Source organism: Ruegeria sp. AH12 (assembly GCF_056541465.1).
The window spans coordinates 198,035-213,109 of the sequence record NZ_JBQFYL010000002.1 but is presented as its reverse complement, the minus strand read 5'-3'; the positions used below and the strand labels follow the sequence as shown (position 1 = coordinate 213,109).

The following is a 15,075-nucleotide window of genomic DNA, read 5'->3' as shown; positions in this document are numbered from 1 at the left end:
AGAACGCCGCGCAGGCAAGGCCAAGCAGATCGGAGAGCTTTCATGAACATCCTTATTCTCGGCAGCGGCGGGCGCGAGCACAGCCTGGCCTGGGCGGTGATGCAGAACCCCAAATGCGACCGCTTGATTGTTGCGCCGGGAAATGCCGGAATCGCTCAGATCGCCGATTGTGCTGCGCTAGATATCGAGGATGGTGGCGCAGTGGTCAGCTTCGCCGAGGAAAACGCGATTGATTTTGTCATCGTCGGACCCGAAGCGCCATTGGCCGCAGGCGTTGCTGATCGTTTGCGAGAGGCTGGCGTGCTGGTCTTTGGCCCCTCGGCTGCAGCGGCGCAACTTGAGGCCTCAAAAAGCTTTACCAAAGAGATCTGTGATGCAGCCGCAGCACCGACAGCGGCCTATGCAAGGTTTACCGAGGCGGAACCGGCAAAAGCCTATATCCGCGAGCAGGGTGCACCCATCGTGGTCAAGGCCGATGGTCTCGCCGCAGGCAAGGGTGTGATCGTTGCGATGGACGTGCAAACCGCGTTAGAGTCTATCGATGACATGTTCGGCGGCGCCTTTGGGGGTGCAGGGGCCGAAGTTGTGATCGAGGAATTCATGGAGGGTGAGGAAGCTTCTCTCTTCGTGCTGTGCGACGGACAAAACATCTTGTCCATCGGCACAGCACAAGACCACAAGCGTGTGGGCGAAGGCGATACCGGGCTGAACACCGGTGGCATGGGCGCCTATTCTCCCGCTCCGGTTCTGAGCCCTGAGGTTGAAGCCCGTGCGATGGATGAAATCATCCGCCCGACCATGGCCGAGATGAAGCGGCGCGGGATGCCGTTTCAGGGGGTGCTCTATGCCGGTTTGATGATCAAGGATGGGCACCCGCGTTTGGTGGAATACAATGTGCGGTTCGGCGACCCCGAATGTCAGGTGCTGATGATGCGTCTGGGCGCGCAAGCTATGGATTTGATGCATGCAGCGGCCGAGGGGCGGCTGGAGCAGACCCGGGTGAATTGGGCTGAGGATCATGCGATGACCGTAGTCATGGCCGCGCAAGGCTATCCCGGGGCATATGAGAAAGGCTCTATCATCAAAGGTTTGGATGACCTGCCCGAAGACAGCAGCAACATGGTGTTTCATGCAGGCACCAAAGCGGTTGAAGGTCAGGTGCAGGCCTCTGGCGGTCGGGTGCTGAACGTCACTGCACGCGGGGACACGCTGCAAAAAGCGCGGGATCGGGCCTATGCGATGGTGGATGGGGTGGACTGGCCGGAGGGGTTCTACCGCCGCGATATTGGTTGGCGCGCGCTGTGATCTGATTGCCGGGCTGCGCCCGTCTCAACTTTCTGGGCGAGGGGCCAGCCCCTCGCGCTCCTCGAGATATTTTTGGCCAGATGAAGAACGGATCAGCATTCCAGGGCTTGGGCGAGGATTTCAGGGCCGCTGAATGGGCCGATATCGGTTTGGGTCCAATCGTTTTGGTAAGAGATACTGATGATCCGGGTCCAATCGGCGCTGGCAACGATGAGTTCCGGACCGTTAGCGCAGGTACGCAGGCCGCCCGAGATGAAATCCTCACCGATCTTGTGGTTGGTCAGACCAGGGAGCGAGGCGATTTCGATCAGAGCATCGTCTTTGTAGCGCCAGATGCGCAGGGTTTTTGCGAGGTGAGGGCGGTCGATATAGGCAATCTCGACATGGTCGTCGCCATCCAGATCAGCAGCTCCGATTGGGGCCAGCCAACGGAAGCGGGTGCCGATATGCGGGGTGGCGGCGATTTTTGTTCCGGTTGCATCGTAGATAGCGAGTTGAGCACCGCGCTGGTCTTGAGACTCAACGACGACAGCTTCGACATCGCCATCGGAATCGATGTCCCAAAGCCTGGGCGCCAAGTCTTCGAAAACGCGATTTTCTGGCAGGGTGATGGTCGTGACCTTGGTGCCATCTTCACCTTTGATGCTTAATTCTAGCGCGCCGTATTCGATGTTGTCACCCAGGACACCATGCGCGTAGCGCGTGGTTGGTTCCGTAAACCGGGCTGAGGTTATTGTGTCTGCGGTTACAAAGCTTGCTCCGGCAAGCCACATGCAACACGCTGACAGAGCGCCGCGGGCCCGAATGTGCCAGAGGCGAGCGGGCGGGCGCGGCGCTTTGGTTGGCATCAGATCTGCTTTTCGGGCATTTGTACAACCAGACCATCCAGTGCATCCGTCACCTTGATCTGGCAGGTCAAGCGCGAGCGGGCCGGGTCGGGCTCGTAAGCGAAGTCCAGCATGTCTTCTTCCATATCATCCTTGGCGGGGATTTTCTCGACCCAGTCAGGGTGGATGTAGACATGGCAGGTTGAGCAGGCGCAGGCACCGCCGCAATCGGCCTCAATGCCTGGGATATTGTTGTCACGGGCCCCTTCCATGACCGTCAGTCCGTTGGCGACCTCGACTGTGTGTTCGGTACCGCCATGCTCGACATAGGTGATCTTTGCCATTGCGTGCGTCTTCCTTCTGCAAGTGTCGAATTCTTCATTAGTGAAGGGAGCTAAGCGTTTCCAGTGGCAATTGCGACGCATCGCGCCGCGTCTGGGCTTTCTCTATCGATATTCACTATTTAATAGCGGTTTTAGAGATGTCCGTATGGGCAACATCGGGTTGAGTGTCTTGTGAAGCGATTTGCATGGTTGTGCACAGAAAACTGAACATATTCCGGCCAGTAGCCGTTGATCTGCAAAAGGGTATAACCGGGTTTAATCTGTTTCTTCTTCCCTGAAACGGCGTATCTGGGCTAGTGCGGCGTCGATCTTGAGCTGGATCATCGCTTTGCCGATTTCCGGGGTCGCAAGATCAGGTCGCCCGTCAAAGCCCGTGTTCCAGCCCGCAGGCACCGGTGTTTCTGAGCGACCTGCCGTACCTGGTTCGACGTACAAAAGCTCTGACGTATCTCGCAGGGCGGCATGATTTCCGATTTGTTCGGCACTGAAGCCTTGGTTTTGCAGGTAAGTGACCTGGCCATTGTCTGCGTAGTAGTCAGAAACATGCCGCACCGTGACCCCGGCAGGCGCAAGCTCAAGGGTCATCGAAGCAGCGGCCTGGTCTTGCGCTGCCTGGTTCCCTCCGCTGTCTCCAATCAGCAGGATTTCATTGAACCCGTGTGTGGCCAAGCTGCGGATCGTCGCGACAAGTAACTCTTCGAAAACAGGTTCTGGTACAGATATCGTTCCCGGCCATTGCATGTGACCCGTCGGGTTTGGCGCAACCTCACCTTCTGGGACGTATTTGATGACCGGAGCGACAAGGGTTTTGCCAAGGTCTTGGGCTATTTGTCGGCTGGTATGTGCGACAACGAAGTTGTGTTTTCCAAGCGCCGCATGGGGGCCATTCTGTTCGGTCCCGCCGGTTGGAATAATGACGGTCGTGTAGCCTGCGTTTAGGGCGGCGTGGACTTCGGGCCAGGTCATGTATTCCAGAGACAGTTCGTTGTTAGCGCGGGTTTGCATGGGCTTTACCCAAAAATAGCCCGCGCCAGCCAAAGCGGCACCAAGGACGCAGAGCGCCCAAACTGTTTTGTTTCGTGCGAAAAGGCGCATGCGCAATCCATTTTGGTAACTAAGAGGCCGTTTGATCAGAACTACAGCCTAGTTGCTGCTACCGCTTGAATAAAACACTTTGTGCTGTCTTGTCCCGGTGATCCCCTCTGAGTTCTGCGTGAAGGGCGCGACCGGCTTGTACAGCAGGGCGGGTGCTGACTGTGTCGAGCCATCTAGCGAAATGCGTTTTGTCTTCCAGGACTTGTTGCTGACCCTCCCAAAGGCTGGCCCAACCCCAGATCGCCATATCGGCGATTGAGTAGAAATCGCCCGCGACGTATTCGTTTTCGGCCAGTCTTCGATCGAGCACGCCGTAAAGGCGCCCAACCTCAGCGCGATAGCGATCCTTGGCATAGGGCAGGTCATGGGGTGGATCCATCTGAGGGGCATATTTCAGGAAGTGATGCGCTTGTCCGGCCATCGGGCCTACACCGCCCATCTGCCACATCAGCCACTCTTCGATGGCGATACGTTCACGTTCGGATTCGCCATAGAAACGCCCGGTCTTGCGCGCCAGATACATCAAGATCGCGCCGCTTTCGAACACGGAAACGGGTGCGTCATTCGGGCCGTCAGGGTCAACGATGGCAGGCATCCGGTTGTTGGGCGAAATCTTCAGAAAGTCAGGATCGAACTGGTCGCCCTTGCCAATATTGATCAGATGGGTGGTGTAGGGTAGCTCCATCTCTTCCAGAGCGATGGATACCTTCCAGCCATTTGGCGTGGGCCAGAAATACAGATCGATCATAATATCTCCTCAAGCTGAGGGGATCATGATGCTTTCTGAGCAAACGGCAAGAGGGCCTGCGGACGGGGTAGTGCAAAAAGCCGTGACCAACGCTTGTGCGGTGTTTCGGGGATACCGCGCTTAAGCGTATGTAGGCACAAGCGCTCGGTGTCACGCAGCAGGGCATTATAGACGCGTAGCACGCCGGGGCGTGTGTAACTGGACCAATGACAGATGCGCCGCTCGGGCGCGGCGAGCGGGAAGATCAGCGCCGAAAGGTGATCCACCGTAGCCGGGCAATCGATCTGCAATGTAACAGCGTTTGGCGCCGTCAGGCCCGCGCCAATGCTGACATCGCCACGACGGGGTGGCTGGATGAAGGTTTCATAAAGAAAGTCAAATAGATCGTTCTCGCGGCTGATGATGTTGATGAACTCAGCCGCGCGCCCGGCGGGCGTTGTCAGGGCCGCGACTGTGCGGGATTGATAGGCGGCCCCGGTGAGGGAAACGATCCGGCTGAGCGCGCCCGTTGGAATGTGATGAAGCGCCTCAAGCGCCAGTTCGGTACCCATCGAGTGGCCGATAAAATGGATCGGACGCTGAGGATTCAAGTGATGGACGTGACGAATGACCTCTGCCAGGACCTTGCCTGCTTCAACAGCGCGGCGCTGCGCCGACCAGAGCGGGCCGCGCGCGTCCCAGCCAAAAGCGATGGCCAGACCTTCGTCTTCAAATCCGCTGCCAAAGCCAAGATGTTGTGGCCAGCTGGGGCTGTACCAGGGCTTTGCCTTGGGATGTAGCGACAAGATATGACGGTGAGGGCAGGCATCGGCATCATCTGGCCGGTACTTGTACCCGTGGGTCATGATAATGACAGGTCCGTCGGACTGCTGGCTCTGCTGCAAAGCCCCGATCAGGGGGCGGGAACTTCCGTGTAACTCAGCACGTCCATTGACAGCATTGATCCTGATCACTGGCATAGCTCTGCCTCATACAAGATGTTGTGGTGCCGCTTTGTCATAACGCTATGACGCTTCCATGAATGAACGATTACAGAACCGTGACGTTGCAGGTGTCGGGCTTGACGAATTCGCAACTGCGGCGTATGGGCAACAACACCACGTGGCGATTTGTTACCGGATTGCGGGCCACGCTAAACAACACCGCTAAAAGGTCAGGATGAAAGGCCCCTTTCGCTTGACCGCGTCTGGGGTTTTTTTGATGCGCCTCGGGGGTCGAGGCCGAAAGGAATGACATGAGCGAGAGCTGGAACAAACGCACGCAGGCCGTCCATGGCGGCATTCGTCGCAGTCAGTATAATGAGGTAAGCGAGGCGATCTTCCTGACCCAGGGTTTTGTCTACGACAGTGCCGAGCAGGCCGAGGCCCGGTTTCTGGAATGCGGCCCCGATGAGTTTATCTATGCCCGTTACGGCAACCCGACTGTGTCCATGTTCGAACAGCGCATCGCCGCGCTGGAAGGGGCCGAGGATGCCTTTGCCACCGCGTCAGGTATGGCTGCTGTCAATGGTGCGCTGACCTCGATGCTGAAGGCCGGGGACCATATCGTTTCGGCCAAAGCGCTGTTTGGGTCCTGTCTGTATATCGTTGAAAACATCCTGACCCGGTTCGGGGTTGAGGTGACTTTTGTGGATGGCACAGATCTAGAGCAGTGGGAGGCAGCAATTCGGCCAGACACCAAGGCGGTGTTCTTCGAATCCATGTCGAATCCGACACTTGAGGTAATCGATATCGAGGCGGTCGCCAAGCTGGCACATGCGGCAGGTGCCTTGGTCGTGGTGGATAATGTGTTCTCCACCCCCGTATTTTCGCGTGCGATTGAACAGGGCGCGGATGTGGTCGTCTACTCGGCCACCAAACATATAGACGGGCAGGGGCGTGCCTTGGGCGGTGTCATCATCGGCACCCGGGACTTTATTCGAGGCACGGTCGAACCCTATCTGAAACACACCGGTGGTGCGTTGAGCCCATTCAATGCTTGGGTCATGCTGAAAGGTCTGGAAACCATGGCGTTGCGCGTGAACGCGCAAGCGGCCACAGCCCAGCACATCGCCGAAGCGTTGGAAGGGCATCCTGCTTTGGATCGGACGCTTTATCCAGGGCTGAAAACCCACACGCAGAACACACTGGTGCAGTCGCAACTAGGCGGAAAAGGCGGCACCGTTCTGTCGCTTGAAATCAAAGGTGGCAAAGAGGCAGCGTTCAAGTTTCTTAATGCTATGACGATCCCCGTGATCTCGAACAATCTGGGCGATGCGAAATCCATTGCCACCCATCCGGCGACCACCACACATCAACGCCTGAGTGACGAGCAGAAGGATGAGCTCGGCATTACCCCCGGTTTGATCCGGTTTTCGGTGGGGCTTGAGGACGCAGGCGACCTGTTGACGGACATCCGAAATGCCTTGGAGGCGTCGCAGACCTGAGGAGATTGGGGGCGAATATGCCCCCAATTTCATGGAAAAACGCGGCGTATCCCCGTGCTCGCCGTCGGTATCGGCCTAAAAACGCCGGTATTTTTCATTTCATTTCAATCCGGAATGGTATCGCGTCCGTAAAACGCTACACTGGCAAATGAACTGCAGTCATCTATATCAAGGATGACCAATCGAGGACCCTTAGCCAATGAACGTTCATCCGCGTGATATTGATACTCCGGACCGTGACGAGGCCGCCGCCGCCCTGAAGCTGCTGCGCAAATGGGCCGAAACTGCGTCTTCGCTTGAGATTTCGCAGCTTGATCCTGCGGTGGCGCGGCTGATCCCAGGGTTCGATGCACAGAATTATCCGGCGCTTGCGCGGGAGTATCCCGAAGAATTTGCGGTGGATGCCGCCTATCGCGCCTCGCTACCCGATCTGCAAAACGGTCCCTCTAGCTTGATCCGTGGTGCAAAGCAGCAGATACAGCACGTCGGAATTTCCAACTTCCGCCTGCCAATCCGCTTTCATCGCAAGGGCGGCGATGACCTGACGCTTGAGACCTCGATCACCGGCACTGTAAGCCTTGAGGCCGAGAAGAAGGGCATCAACATGTCCCGTATCATGCGCTCGTTCTACAAGCATGCGGAAAGGACGTTCAGCTTCGAGGTGATCGAGGCCGCGCTGAGCGATTATCTGACCGATCTTGACAGTTTCGACGCCCGCATCCAGATGCGGTTTTCCTATCCGGCGAAAGTCGAAAGCCTGCGTTCGGGGCTGATAGGCTATCAGTATTATGACATCGCGCTGGAACTGGTCGAACAGAACGGTGTGCGCCAAAAGATCATGCATCTGGACTATGTCTACTCTTCGACATGCCCCTGTTCGCTGGAGCTGAGCGAGCATGCGCGGTCGCAGCGGGGGCAACTTGCAACGCCGCACTCTCAGCGTTCGGTCGCGCGGATTTCCGTTGTGGTGGATTGCGATGCAGATTGCCTGTGGTTCGAAGACCTGATCGAGCTGTGCCGCCGCGCCGTGCCGACAGAAACGCAGGTCATGGTGAAACGTGAAGATGAACAGGCCTTTGCCGAATTGAACGCGGCCAATCCGATTTTTGTTGAAGATGCGGCACGGCTGTTTTGTGCCGAACTGTTGGCCGACCATCACGTCGGAGATTTCCGTGTGATCGCAAGCCATCAGGAAAGCCTACACAGCCATGACGCGGTATCGGTTTTGACCGAGGGGCCCACCTTCGAGTCGGTCAGTCTGGACCCAAGATTGTTCACAACCCTGTTCCACGTCGGGTAACGACAGCGCCTAAGAGCCTGGATTTTCATCACAAAGAACGCCTATCAGCGCTCTATCGCCGCATTGCAGCAAAAATGCTGCAATTGCGTGGTGTTTTGATGTAAGGGTATCTAGGAATGCAGCTGCCGCATGATGGGCTTTGACCTGCGTGCTGACCCTGAAGGACACCGAGACGTGCCACGCCTTGGACTGCAAAACCCAAAGCTCTGCCCAGATGATCTGGGCGGACAGGGACACTCACCCTCAGATTTCGGGCTGCTTCGCTGTTACAGGAGAGACATGTAATGAATCCAATTACCCAACCGCTGGAGTTTCAGGCAGCGGCATTTCGCGTGGCTGGCTACGCCATGGTGAGCCAAATCAAGATCATGCAAATCGTTGCTCGCTCGGCAATGGAATTTCCATTGGCTCAAGTACAGGCAGTGCAGACGACGGCACTGGGTTCGACCCCCGTAACCAAAACGCCTGCAGCTAAGAAACCTGTCGCAAAACGCGCCAAAGCCACCCCGGCAAAAAGAACCGCTGCATCAAAGCCTAAGGCGACTGCTACAGCAAAGCTCAAAGCGGCAGCAACCGCGAAGTTCAAGGCCAAGCCGCGCACAGCAGCTAAACCTGCACCTGCAACAAAGCCCACACCAGTGGCCAAATCCGAGCCGGTGGCAAAGCCTACTGCTGTGGCCAAATCGCCTGTCAAAGCTGAAGTTGCCATCAACAAACCTGCAGCACCCGTAACAAAGACTGCAACGCCAAAGCCCGCCGATGCCAAACCCGTCGCGGCGAAACCAGCGCCGAAAGCGCAGGCTTCAAAACCGGTTACTCCTAAGCCCGCGGTCGCAAACGCCACTGCAACACCAGCAAAAACAGCAGCTGCCCCTAAAGCTGCGTCCAAGCCGCGGCAGGCGACTGCGGTGAAAACAGCGCAGGCGGCCGAAGCACCGAAACCTCAGGCCCGCCGTACACGCGCGCCGTCAAAACCGCCCACGATGCCCAAGGCAACCCAGAGTTCCGACGAATAATCGCGGATCATCTGCTTGACACGGTCGGTTCAGCGCGCCAACGCTGCGCCTCATGATGGATCTTCGCCCGGTCGGATATGTGATAGGCTTGCTGGTCGCCATTCTTGGGGCGACCATGCTGCCGCCTATGGTTGCCGACCTGATCGAAGGGCGCGGCGAATGGCATGTCTTTCTGGAAAGCGCCATTATTACCATGCTGGCTGGTTCGGTTCTAGCCATCAGCTGCTCGAACGGGGTGGGCGAAGGTCTGACCATCCGTCAGACCTTTTTGTTGACCACGGGCGTCTGGGTTGCCTTGCCGGTCTTTGGGGCGATCCCGTTTCTGTTTGGTGAAACCGAACTGCGCTTTGTCGATGCGTATTTCGAGGCGATGTCAGGGCTGACCACCACTGGTTCAACCGTCATTTCGGGTCTGGATGATATGCCTCAAGGTTTGTTGCTTTGGCGTGGCATTTTGCAGTGGCTGGGCGGCATTGGTATCATTGTTGTCGCCATGGTGTTCCTGCCCGAGCTACGCGTAGGCGGGATGCAGATTTTCCGTTCGGAAGGGTTTGAAACCATGGGGAAAATCCTGCCACGCGCGCAAGAGATTGCGGGCCAGATATCCCTGATCTATGTGTTCCTGACGGTTGTCTGCATGTTGGTCTACGCAGCACTGGGCATGGGTTTTTTTGATGCACTGGTGCACGCTTTTACGACTATCTCGACAGGCGGGTTTTCAAACTATGATGCCTCATTCGGGACGTTTACAGGGCCGTCGGAATATGCCGCATCGGTTTTCATGATTTTGGCGGCATTGCCTTTTGTGCGCTACGTGCAGCTTGCCAACGGGCACACGCTTTCACTGTGGCGTGACAGTCAGATCAGAGCATTCATAGCCACGATATTGGTTCTGGTCGTCGTCATGTCAGTGTTCCTGACATCTGTGTTTCCACACCATTGGGAACAGGCCTTCCGGGAATCCCTGTTTAACATCACCTCGATCATTTCAGGCACCGGTTATGCAAGCGTTGACTATATGGGCTGGGGTAGCTTTGCGATCATGTTGTTTTTTCTGATCGGCCTGATTGGCGGTTGCGCGGGCTCGACCGCCTGTTCGATCAAAGTGTTCCGCTATCAACTGTTGTTTGCGTCGATCAAAACGCAAATCCGGCGCATTCGATCACCCCATGGCGTGTTTGTACCCTTGTATGACGGCCGCCCTGTCAGCCGGGATGTTCTGACCTCGGTCATGAGCTTTTTCATGTTCTTTGTGCTGTCTATGGGCGTATTGTCTTGGGCGCTTGCGTTGACTGGGTTGGATTTCATCACCTCGGTTTCAGGGGCCGCCACCGCACTGGCCAATGTTGGCCCGGGGCTAGGTGATCAGATCGGGCCGGCAGGCAACTTTTCCGGGCTGAACGATACGGCGAAGTGGTTGTTGATCATCGGCATGCTCGTGGGACGGCTGGAGCTGTTGGCCGTCTATGCAATCTTTACCGTTCAATTCTGGAGAAGCTGATGAAAAGACCCCTTGGCGCGCAACTTTCGCATATGCTCAGGGTTCGAGGCGTCGATGTGATCTTTGGCATTCCGGGTGTGCACAATCAGGAACTGTACCGGGGTATCGAAGAGGCGGGGATAACCCATGTTCTGGCGCGGCACGAACAAGGCGCGGGGTTCATGGCGGATGGATTTGCCCGTGCGACCGGTAAACCGGGTGTGGCCTATGTGATCACCGGGCCGGGGCTATGCAACATCATGACGCCTATGGGTCAGGCCTACAGCGACTCGGTGCCGATGCTGGTTCTTTCATCCTGTCTGGATGAGACGCAGGAGTATCGCGGCCAACTGCATCAGATGAAGGATCAGCAAGCGGCGGCGGGAACTGTCGCAGACTGGTCCGCACAGGCGAATACGGCTCAGTCTGCCTATGGGCTGGTGGAGCGCGCCTTTGAGGAGTTTGAACTCAATCGCCCACGGCCCAAGCATATTCAGGTGCCGATTGCCGAGTTGGGCGCAGATGCCGATCCGGCCCCGTTTCCCAACCAGCCAGCGCTACGCACCAAGGCACAGCCGCCCGATGTGGCGCCGGTTGTCTCGCTGCTGAACCTTGCCAAACGACCGTTGTTCATTCTGGGGGGCGGTTGCCGGTCGAACGAATGGCGGCAAATCCTGACACAGTTGGGCGCGGCCTGTTTCACCACCTATGCCGGACGCGGGATGGCCGGGGTGAACTATCCGCTGGATTTCGGGGCGATGCTGCCCCGACCCGGCAGCGCCGATGTCATCGCTTCAGCTGATCTGGTAGTCGCGGTTGGCGCAGAGCTGGGAGAGGTCGATCTGTGGCGGCGCGAACTGGGGCACAAAGCCACCCTGATCCGCGTTGATCTGGACCCCGAGGTGCTTTCGGATCATCACCGGGCTGCCGTCAAAATTCAGGCGGATAGTGCAAGTTTCGCACGGGCGCTATGGGCGGTCACCGAAGATGCCAAACCTGCCACGGGCTGGACCGCGGAGGAGGTTGCCGAAGCGCGTGCCCGCTGGCGGGCAGAGGTGGATGCCGAACGGCCGGGCATCGTGCCGGTTATCGACGCCCTGCGCGCCGCGATGCCTGCCGATACGATGATCTATTCCGACATGACGCAGTTCGCCTATGTCGCGAAAGAAGTCTGGGATATGGCCTATCCCCACCATTGGCACCACCCCTCAGGCTTTGGCACGTTGGGTTATGCTCTACCTGCCGGAATCGGCGGGGCGATCGGGCGACGAGGCAAACCAACAGCCGTGATCGCCGGAGACTACGGGTTCCACTATACGATGCAGGAACTGGGCGTTGCGGTGGAGCTGGGTCTGCCTCTGCCCATTATCCTGTGGGACAATGGCAAGTTGAAGGAGATCGAGGAAAGTATGGTCCGTAGTCAGATCGCCCCGAATGCGGTTGTGGCGCGTAATCCCGATTTCTGCAAATTGGCCGCAGCCTTTGGTGCACGATCTGCCGCACCCTCTACGCTGGATGCGCTGCAGGATGCTGCGCGCGCTGCGTTTCAGGCCGACGGCCCAACGCTGATCTACATCACGCCTGATATCCTGTGAAACGAAAAGCACCGCAGAGAACTGCGGCGCTTTCTGATTTACCAGTGTGGCAAGCTTAGTCCCAGCAATGGACTAGCACAGTCATGCCTGTCGCCCGGCGGTTCAACTCATTGGGTGAGATTCGTGTGCTTTCCTGACTGGGCTGTCCGGACACACCGGCCTGGGTCAACACATCTGTCAAACGCGCGGCGGTTGCGGCCAGGCTGACCGAGGCGGGCAGGGTGCGCCCTTCGGTCGGAGTTGGAAGCAACATGCCCACCACATTGCCACTGTCGTTGAAGACAGGGCCGCCCGCATCGCCGGGCTGGGCGTTCAGGGCCAGACGTTTCACACCTTCTTCACCGTTTAGACCACGGATATCTGCGATCTGCCCATACGTTAGTGTCGGGGCGCCAAGCGCACCCTGATAGGAAAAGCCGGATACCGCGACCTCGGATTGAATGCGCGGCGTGTCCGCGCTGAAGGCGGCGACATTCATCGGCGCAAGGCTCTGGCTGGGGCGCAAGACGGACACGCCCAGATCGGCATCGGTCCAGGCCACCTGAACCTCCTGATCGCCGTCCAGTGTGATCCGGGTGCAGTTGTCAGCCGCCTCAGATACGGTCAGAACCGCCCCGTTGATATCTGCAAAGAAGCCCGAGCGCGATAGGCGCGGTTTGCGCACTTGCAGGCCCGAGATCAGGTCGATCCGCTGATCCGCCGCTGCGCCTGCCGCGGAGTCCAGAACCGCATCGGTGGTCGCAAAGCTTTGCACCATCGCGGCCAGAACGCGCAGGCGACGCGCCTCGTCCCCTTCGGGCCAGACCAGAGTGAACCCTTTGATCTGCCCGTCTTTCAGCGAGGCCTGTGTGAACGAAACAATGCCGTTTCCGCGACCTTCCAACGAGAACCGATCACCGCGCAGCTCGCGCGGGCCGTCAAGTGGTACGATTTTCAGTGACTGCATCACTTCATACAGCGCGCGGAGGGTGGATTTGTCGCCTTCCTGCGAGATCAACAGCGCCTGAGCCCCGATATCAGAGCTTGATTTGAAATGGACAAACGGAGCCTCGTAGCGGTCAAATTCCAGCGCGCCCAGTGGCATGTCCAGCGATGCGCCCGCCTGATCGTCGGCATATGATGCCATCCCGACGCTGATCAGCGGAGCATTATAGTCATCAATCAGCGCCTTGCGCTGCAATGTTGTCAGAACGCCTGTCGGCTCATAGCCGTTGAAACGCTGCCAATCGCCCATCGAGCGGCGGGTGCCCTGACCAAATGCACCATCGATGGACGAGTTGTAGAAACCAGCGGCCTGCAATGCGGTTTGCAGATCTTTCCGCTCTTGCGCGGTCAGCAGCCGTTCCGATTGCAGCGCTTCTGCACGGGTTTCGTCAGCGTCCTGCGGGGTAACCTCTGACAGGTTCTGTTCCGGCTTTGGTTCCGGTTCAACCGGGGGTGCAACTATCCCTCGATCCAGAAGATTAACGCCTACGGGCCAAAATTGCTGCCCCAGATCGCTGGAAAATGCGATGAAACTGTCACGCGGGATTTGCCCCTCGGCGCGATAGACCCGCAGAACCTGTTCCGCGTCGCTGCGGGCATAGGGGCCGATCACAATTGCGTACCAGCCGCTATTCAGGCGGAACCCGTTCACATCGGGTAGGGCGCTGGCATAGGCCTGCGCACGATCCTGCGCTTCACGCAAGGAAGGCTGGGCTTCAACCTGTACCCAGACGCCTTGGTCTTGCTGTGCAGATGCGGTGTGCACTCCCAATAGAAGAAACAAAAGAATTGCCGTCAAAACTCGTGTCATATTCTGCCCGTTTTATGCAGTGTTGAACATTTCGCGCACAATACGCGATTTCGCGGTCTGAATACCATGGCGCGAATACGCAGATTTAACTGTGTGGCTGTGCAGATACAGGATACGCCGATTGGCCCGTTGACGCCCCTTGGCCCCTTGCATAGGAAGGGCAAAACCGACCGGAACCGGGTGTATGTAGCGCCCAAAGGGAATGTCATGACCGAACCGTCCAGCGCACCGCGTTCTTTTCAGGAAATAATCCTGCGGCTTCAGACCTATTGGGCCTCGAAGGGCTGCGCGATTCTGCAGCCTTATGACATGGAGGTCGGGGCAGGGACGTTCCACCCTGCGACCACATTGCGTGCGCTGGGGTCCAAACCCTGGGCTGCAGCCTATGTTCAACCATCGCGCCGTCCAACGGATGGACGTTACGGTGAAAACCCCAACCGGCTACAGCATTACTATCAGTATCAGGTTCTGATCAAACCCAGCCCGCCGGACTTGCAAGAGCTCTATCTCGGCAGCCTCGAGGCCATCGGCATCGACATGGAGCTGCATGACATCCGTTTTGTCGAGGATGACTGGGAAAGCCCGACGCTTGGCGCGTGGGGTCTGGGTTGGGAGGTCTGGTGTGACGGGATGGAGGTCAGCCAGTTCACCTATTTCCAACAGGTTGGCGGCCATGATTGCGCACCGGTTTCGGGCGAGCTGACCTATGGTCTGGAACGTCTGGCCATGTATGTGCTGGGCATCGATCACGTGATGGATATGCCCTTCAATGATCCGCAATCGCCCAGCCCGCTGACCTATGGCGATATCTTTAAGCAGACCGAAGAAGAATACGCCCGCTGGAACTTTGATGTGGCCAATACCGAGGTCCTTCTGCGTCATTTCGAAGAGGCCGAGGCAGAATGCGCCGCCATTCTGGCACAGGAACATGACGATCCAAAAACCGGCAAGCGCATCATCATGGCACATCCGGCCTATGATCAGTGCATCAAGGCCAGCCACATCTTCAACCTGCTGGATGCGCGGGGCGTGATCTCGGTCACGGAACGCCAAGCCTATATCGGGCGGGTTCGTGCGTTGGCAAAGCAATGTGCTGATGCATTTGTCCAGACCGAGGCCGCCGGGTTCGGGGCCTGATGCGCGGC

General features: G+C 57.8%; 13 protein-coding genes and 1 riboswitch. Of the genes, 6 read left to right on the top strand and 7 right to left on the bottom strand.

Annotation, left to right across the window (positions count from 1 at the left end):
- Positions 1 to 42: 42 nt before the first annotated feature.
- Entirely contained in the window at positions 43 to 1,305 is a 1,263-nt protein-coding gene (purD, locus tag ACR0EL_RS05090; RefSeq protein ID WP_480498727.1) for a phosphoribosylamine--glycine ligase, read from the top strand.
- Positions 1,306 to 1,397: 92 nt separating this feature from the next.
- Here the strand turns inward: purD and ACR0EL_RS05085 are convergent, their stop codons facing one another.
- The 5 genes from ACR0EL_RS05085 to ACR0EL_RS05065 all read right to left on the bottom strand — a co-directional run bounded on the left by ACR0EL_RS05085 (position 1,398) and on the right by ACR0EL_RS05065 (position 5,278).
- On the bottom strand, positions 1,398 to 2,153 hold the full coding sequence (locus tag ACR0EL_RS05085) for an FG-GAP repeat domain-containing protein (protein WP_480498726.1): 756 nt from the start codon (positions 2,151 to 2,153) through the stop codon (positions 1,398 to 1,400).
- Complete coding sequence (locus tag ACR0EL_RS05080) at positions 2,153 to 2,476, bottom strand: 2Fe-2S iron-sulfur cluster-binding protein (RefSeq protein ID WP_039534845.1); 324 nt, start codon at positions 2,474 to 2,476, stop codon at positions 2,153 to 2,155. The genes ACR0EL_RS05085 and ACR0EL_RS05080 overlap by 1 nt, the downstream gene beginning before the upstream one ends.
- A gap of 255 nt (positions 2,477 to 2,731) precedes the next feature.
- A complete protein-coding gene (locus ACR0EL_RS05075) occupies positions 2,732 to 3,481 on the bottom strand; it encodes a creatininase family protein (RefSeq protein WP_480498725.1) in 750 nt (249 codons plus the stop codon).
- 148 nt (positions 3,482 to 3,629) lie between these two features.
- Positions 3,630 to 4,319 carry a glutathione S-transferase N-terminal domain-containing protein gene (locus ACR0EL_RS05070; protein WP_480498724.1) on the bottom strand — a complete coding sequence of 230 codons (690 nt, stop codon included), beginning with the start codon at positions 4,317 to 4,319 and terminating at the stop codon, positions 3,630 to 3,632.
- 23 nt (positions 4,320 to 4,342) lie between these two features.
- Positions 4,343 to 5,278, bottom strand: coding sequence for an alpha/beta hydrolase (locus tag ACR0EL_RS05065; RefSeq protein WP_480498723.1), 936 nt, complete (start codon positions 5,276 to 5,278; stop codon positions 4,343 to 4,345).
- Between the two features lie 132 nt (positions 5,279 to 5,410).
- A riboswitch (SAM riboswitch) is annotated at positions 5,411 to 5,488 on the top strand.
- Between the two features lie 65 nt (positions 5,489 to 5,553).
- Here ACR0EL_RS05065 and metZ point away from each other — a divergent pair.
- Together metZ and folE2 are read left to right on the top strand one after the other, a co-directional pair.
- Positions 5,554 to 6,744, top strand: a complete 1,191-nt coding sequence (metZ, locus tag ACR0EL_RS05060; protein ID WP_480498722.1) for an O-succinylhomoserine sulfhydrylase — start codon at positions 5,554 to 5,556, stop codon at positions 6,742 to 6,744.
- A gap of 199 nt (positions 6,745 to 6,943) precedes the next feature.
- Entirely contained in the window at positions 6,944 to 8,044 is a 1,101-nt protein-coding gene (gene folE2, locus ACR0EL_RS05055) for a GTP cyclohydrolase FolE2 (protein ID WP_480498721.1), read from the top strand.
- Positions 8,045 to 8,453: 409 nt separating this feature from the next.
- Here the strand turns inward: folE2 and ACR0EL_RS05050 are convergent, their stop codons facing one another.
- The gene (locus ACR0EL_RS05050; protein WP_480498720.1) at positions 8,454 to 8,888 is read right to left on the bottom strand and encodes a hypothetical protein; all 435 of its coding nucleotides are present in this window, start codon (positions 8,886 to 8,888) and stop codon (positions 8,454 to 8,456) included.
- Positions 8,889 to 9,112: 224 nt separating this feature from the next.
- On the opposite strand from ACR0EL_RS05050, the gene ACR0EL_RS05045 reads away from it, so the two are divergent.
- Entirely contained in the window at positions 9,113 to 10,561 is a 1,449-nt protein-coding gene (locus ACR0EL_RS05045; protein WP_480498719.1) for a TrkH family potassium uptake protein, read from the top strand.
- Positions 10,561 to 12,135 (top strand): 5-guanidino-2-oxopentanoate decarboxylase, encoded by a 1,575-nt coding sequence (locus ACR0EL_RS05040; protein ID WP_480498718.1) that lies wholly within the window; start codon positions 10,561 to 10,563, stop codon positions 12,133 to 12,135. The genes ACR0EL_RS05045 and ACR0EL_RS05040 overlap by 1 nt, the downstream gene beginning before the upstream one ends.
- A gap of 55 nt (positions 12,136 to 12,190) precedes the next feature.
- On the opposite strand, the gene ACR0EL_RS05035 is transcribed toward ACR0EL_RS05040, so the two are convergent.
- A complete protein-coding gene (locus ACR0EL_RS05035) occupies positions 12,191 to 13,930 on the bottom strand; it encodes a serine protease (RefSeq protein ID WP_480498717.1) in 1,740 nt (579 codons plus the stop codon).
- Positions 13,931 to 14,137: 207 nt separating this feature from the next.
- On the opposite strand from ACR0EL_RS05035, the gene ACR0EL_RS05030 reads away from it, so the two are divergent.
- A complete protein-coding gene (locus ACR0EL_RS05030) occupies positions 14,138 to 15,067 on the top strand; it encodes a glycine--tRNA ligase subunit alpha (protein WP_480498716.1) in 930 nt (309 codons plus the stop codon).
- Positions 15,068 to 15,075 lie beyond the last annotated feature (8 nt).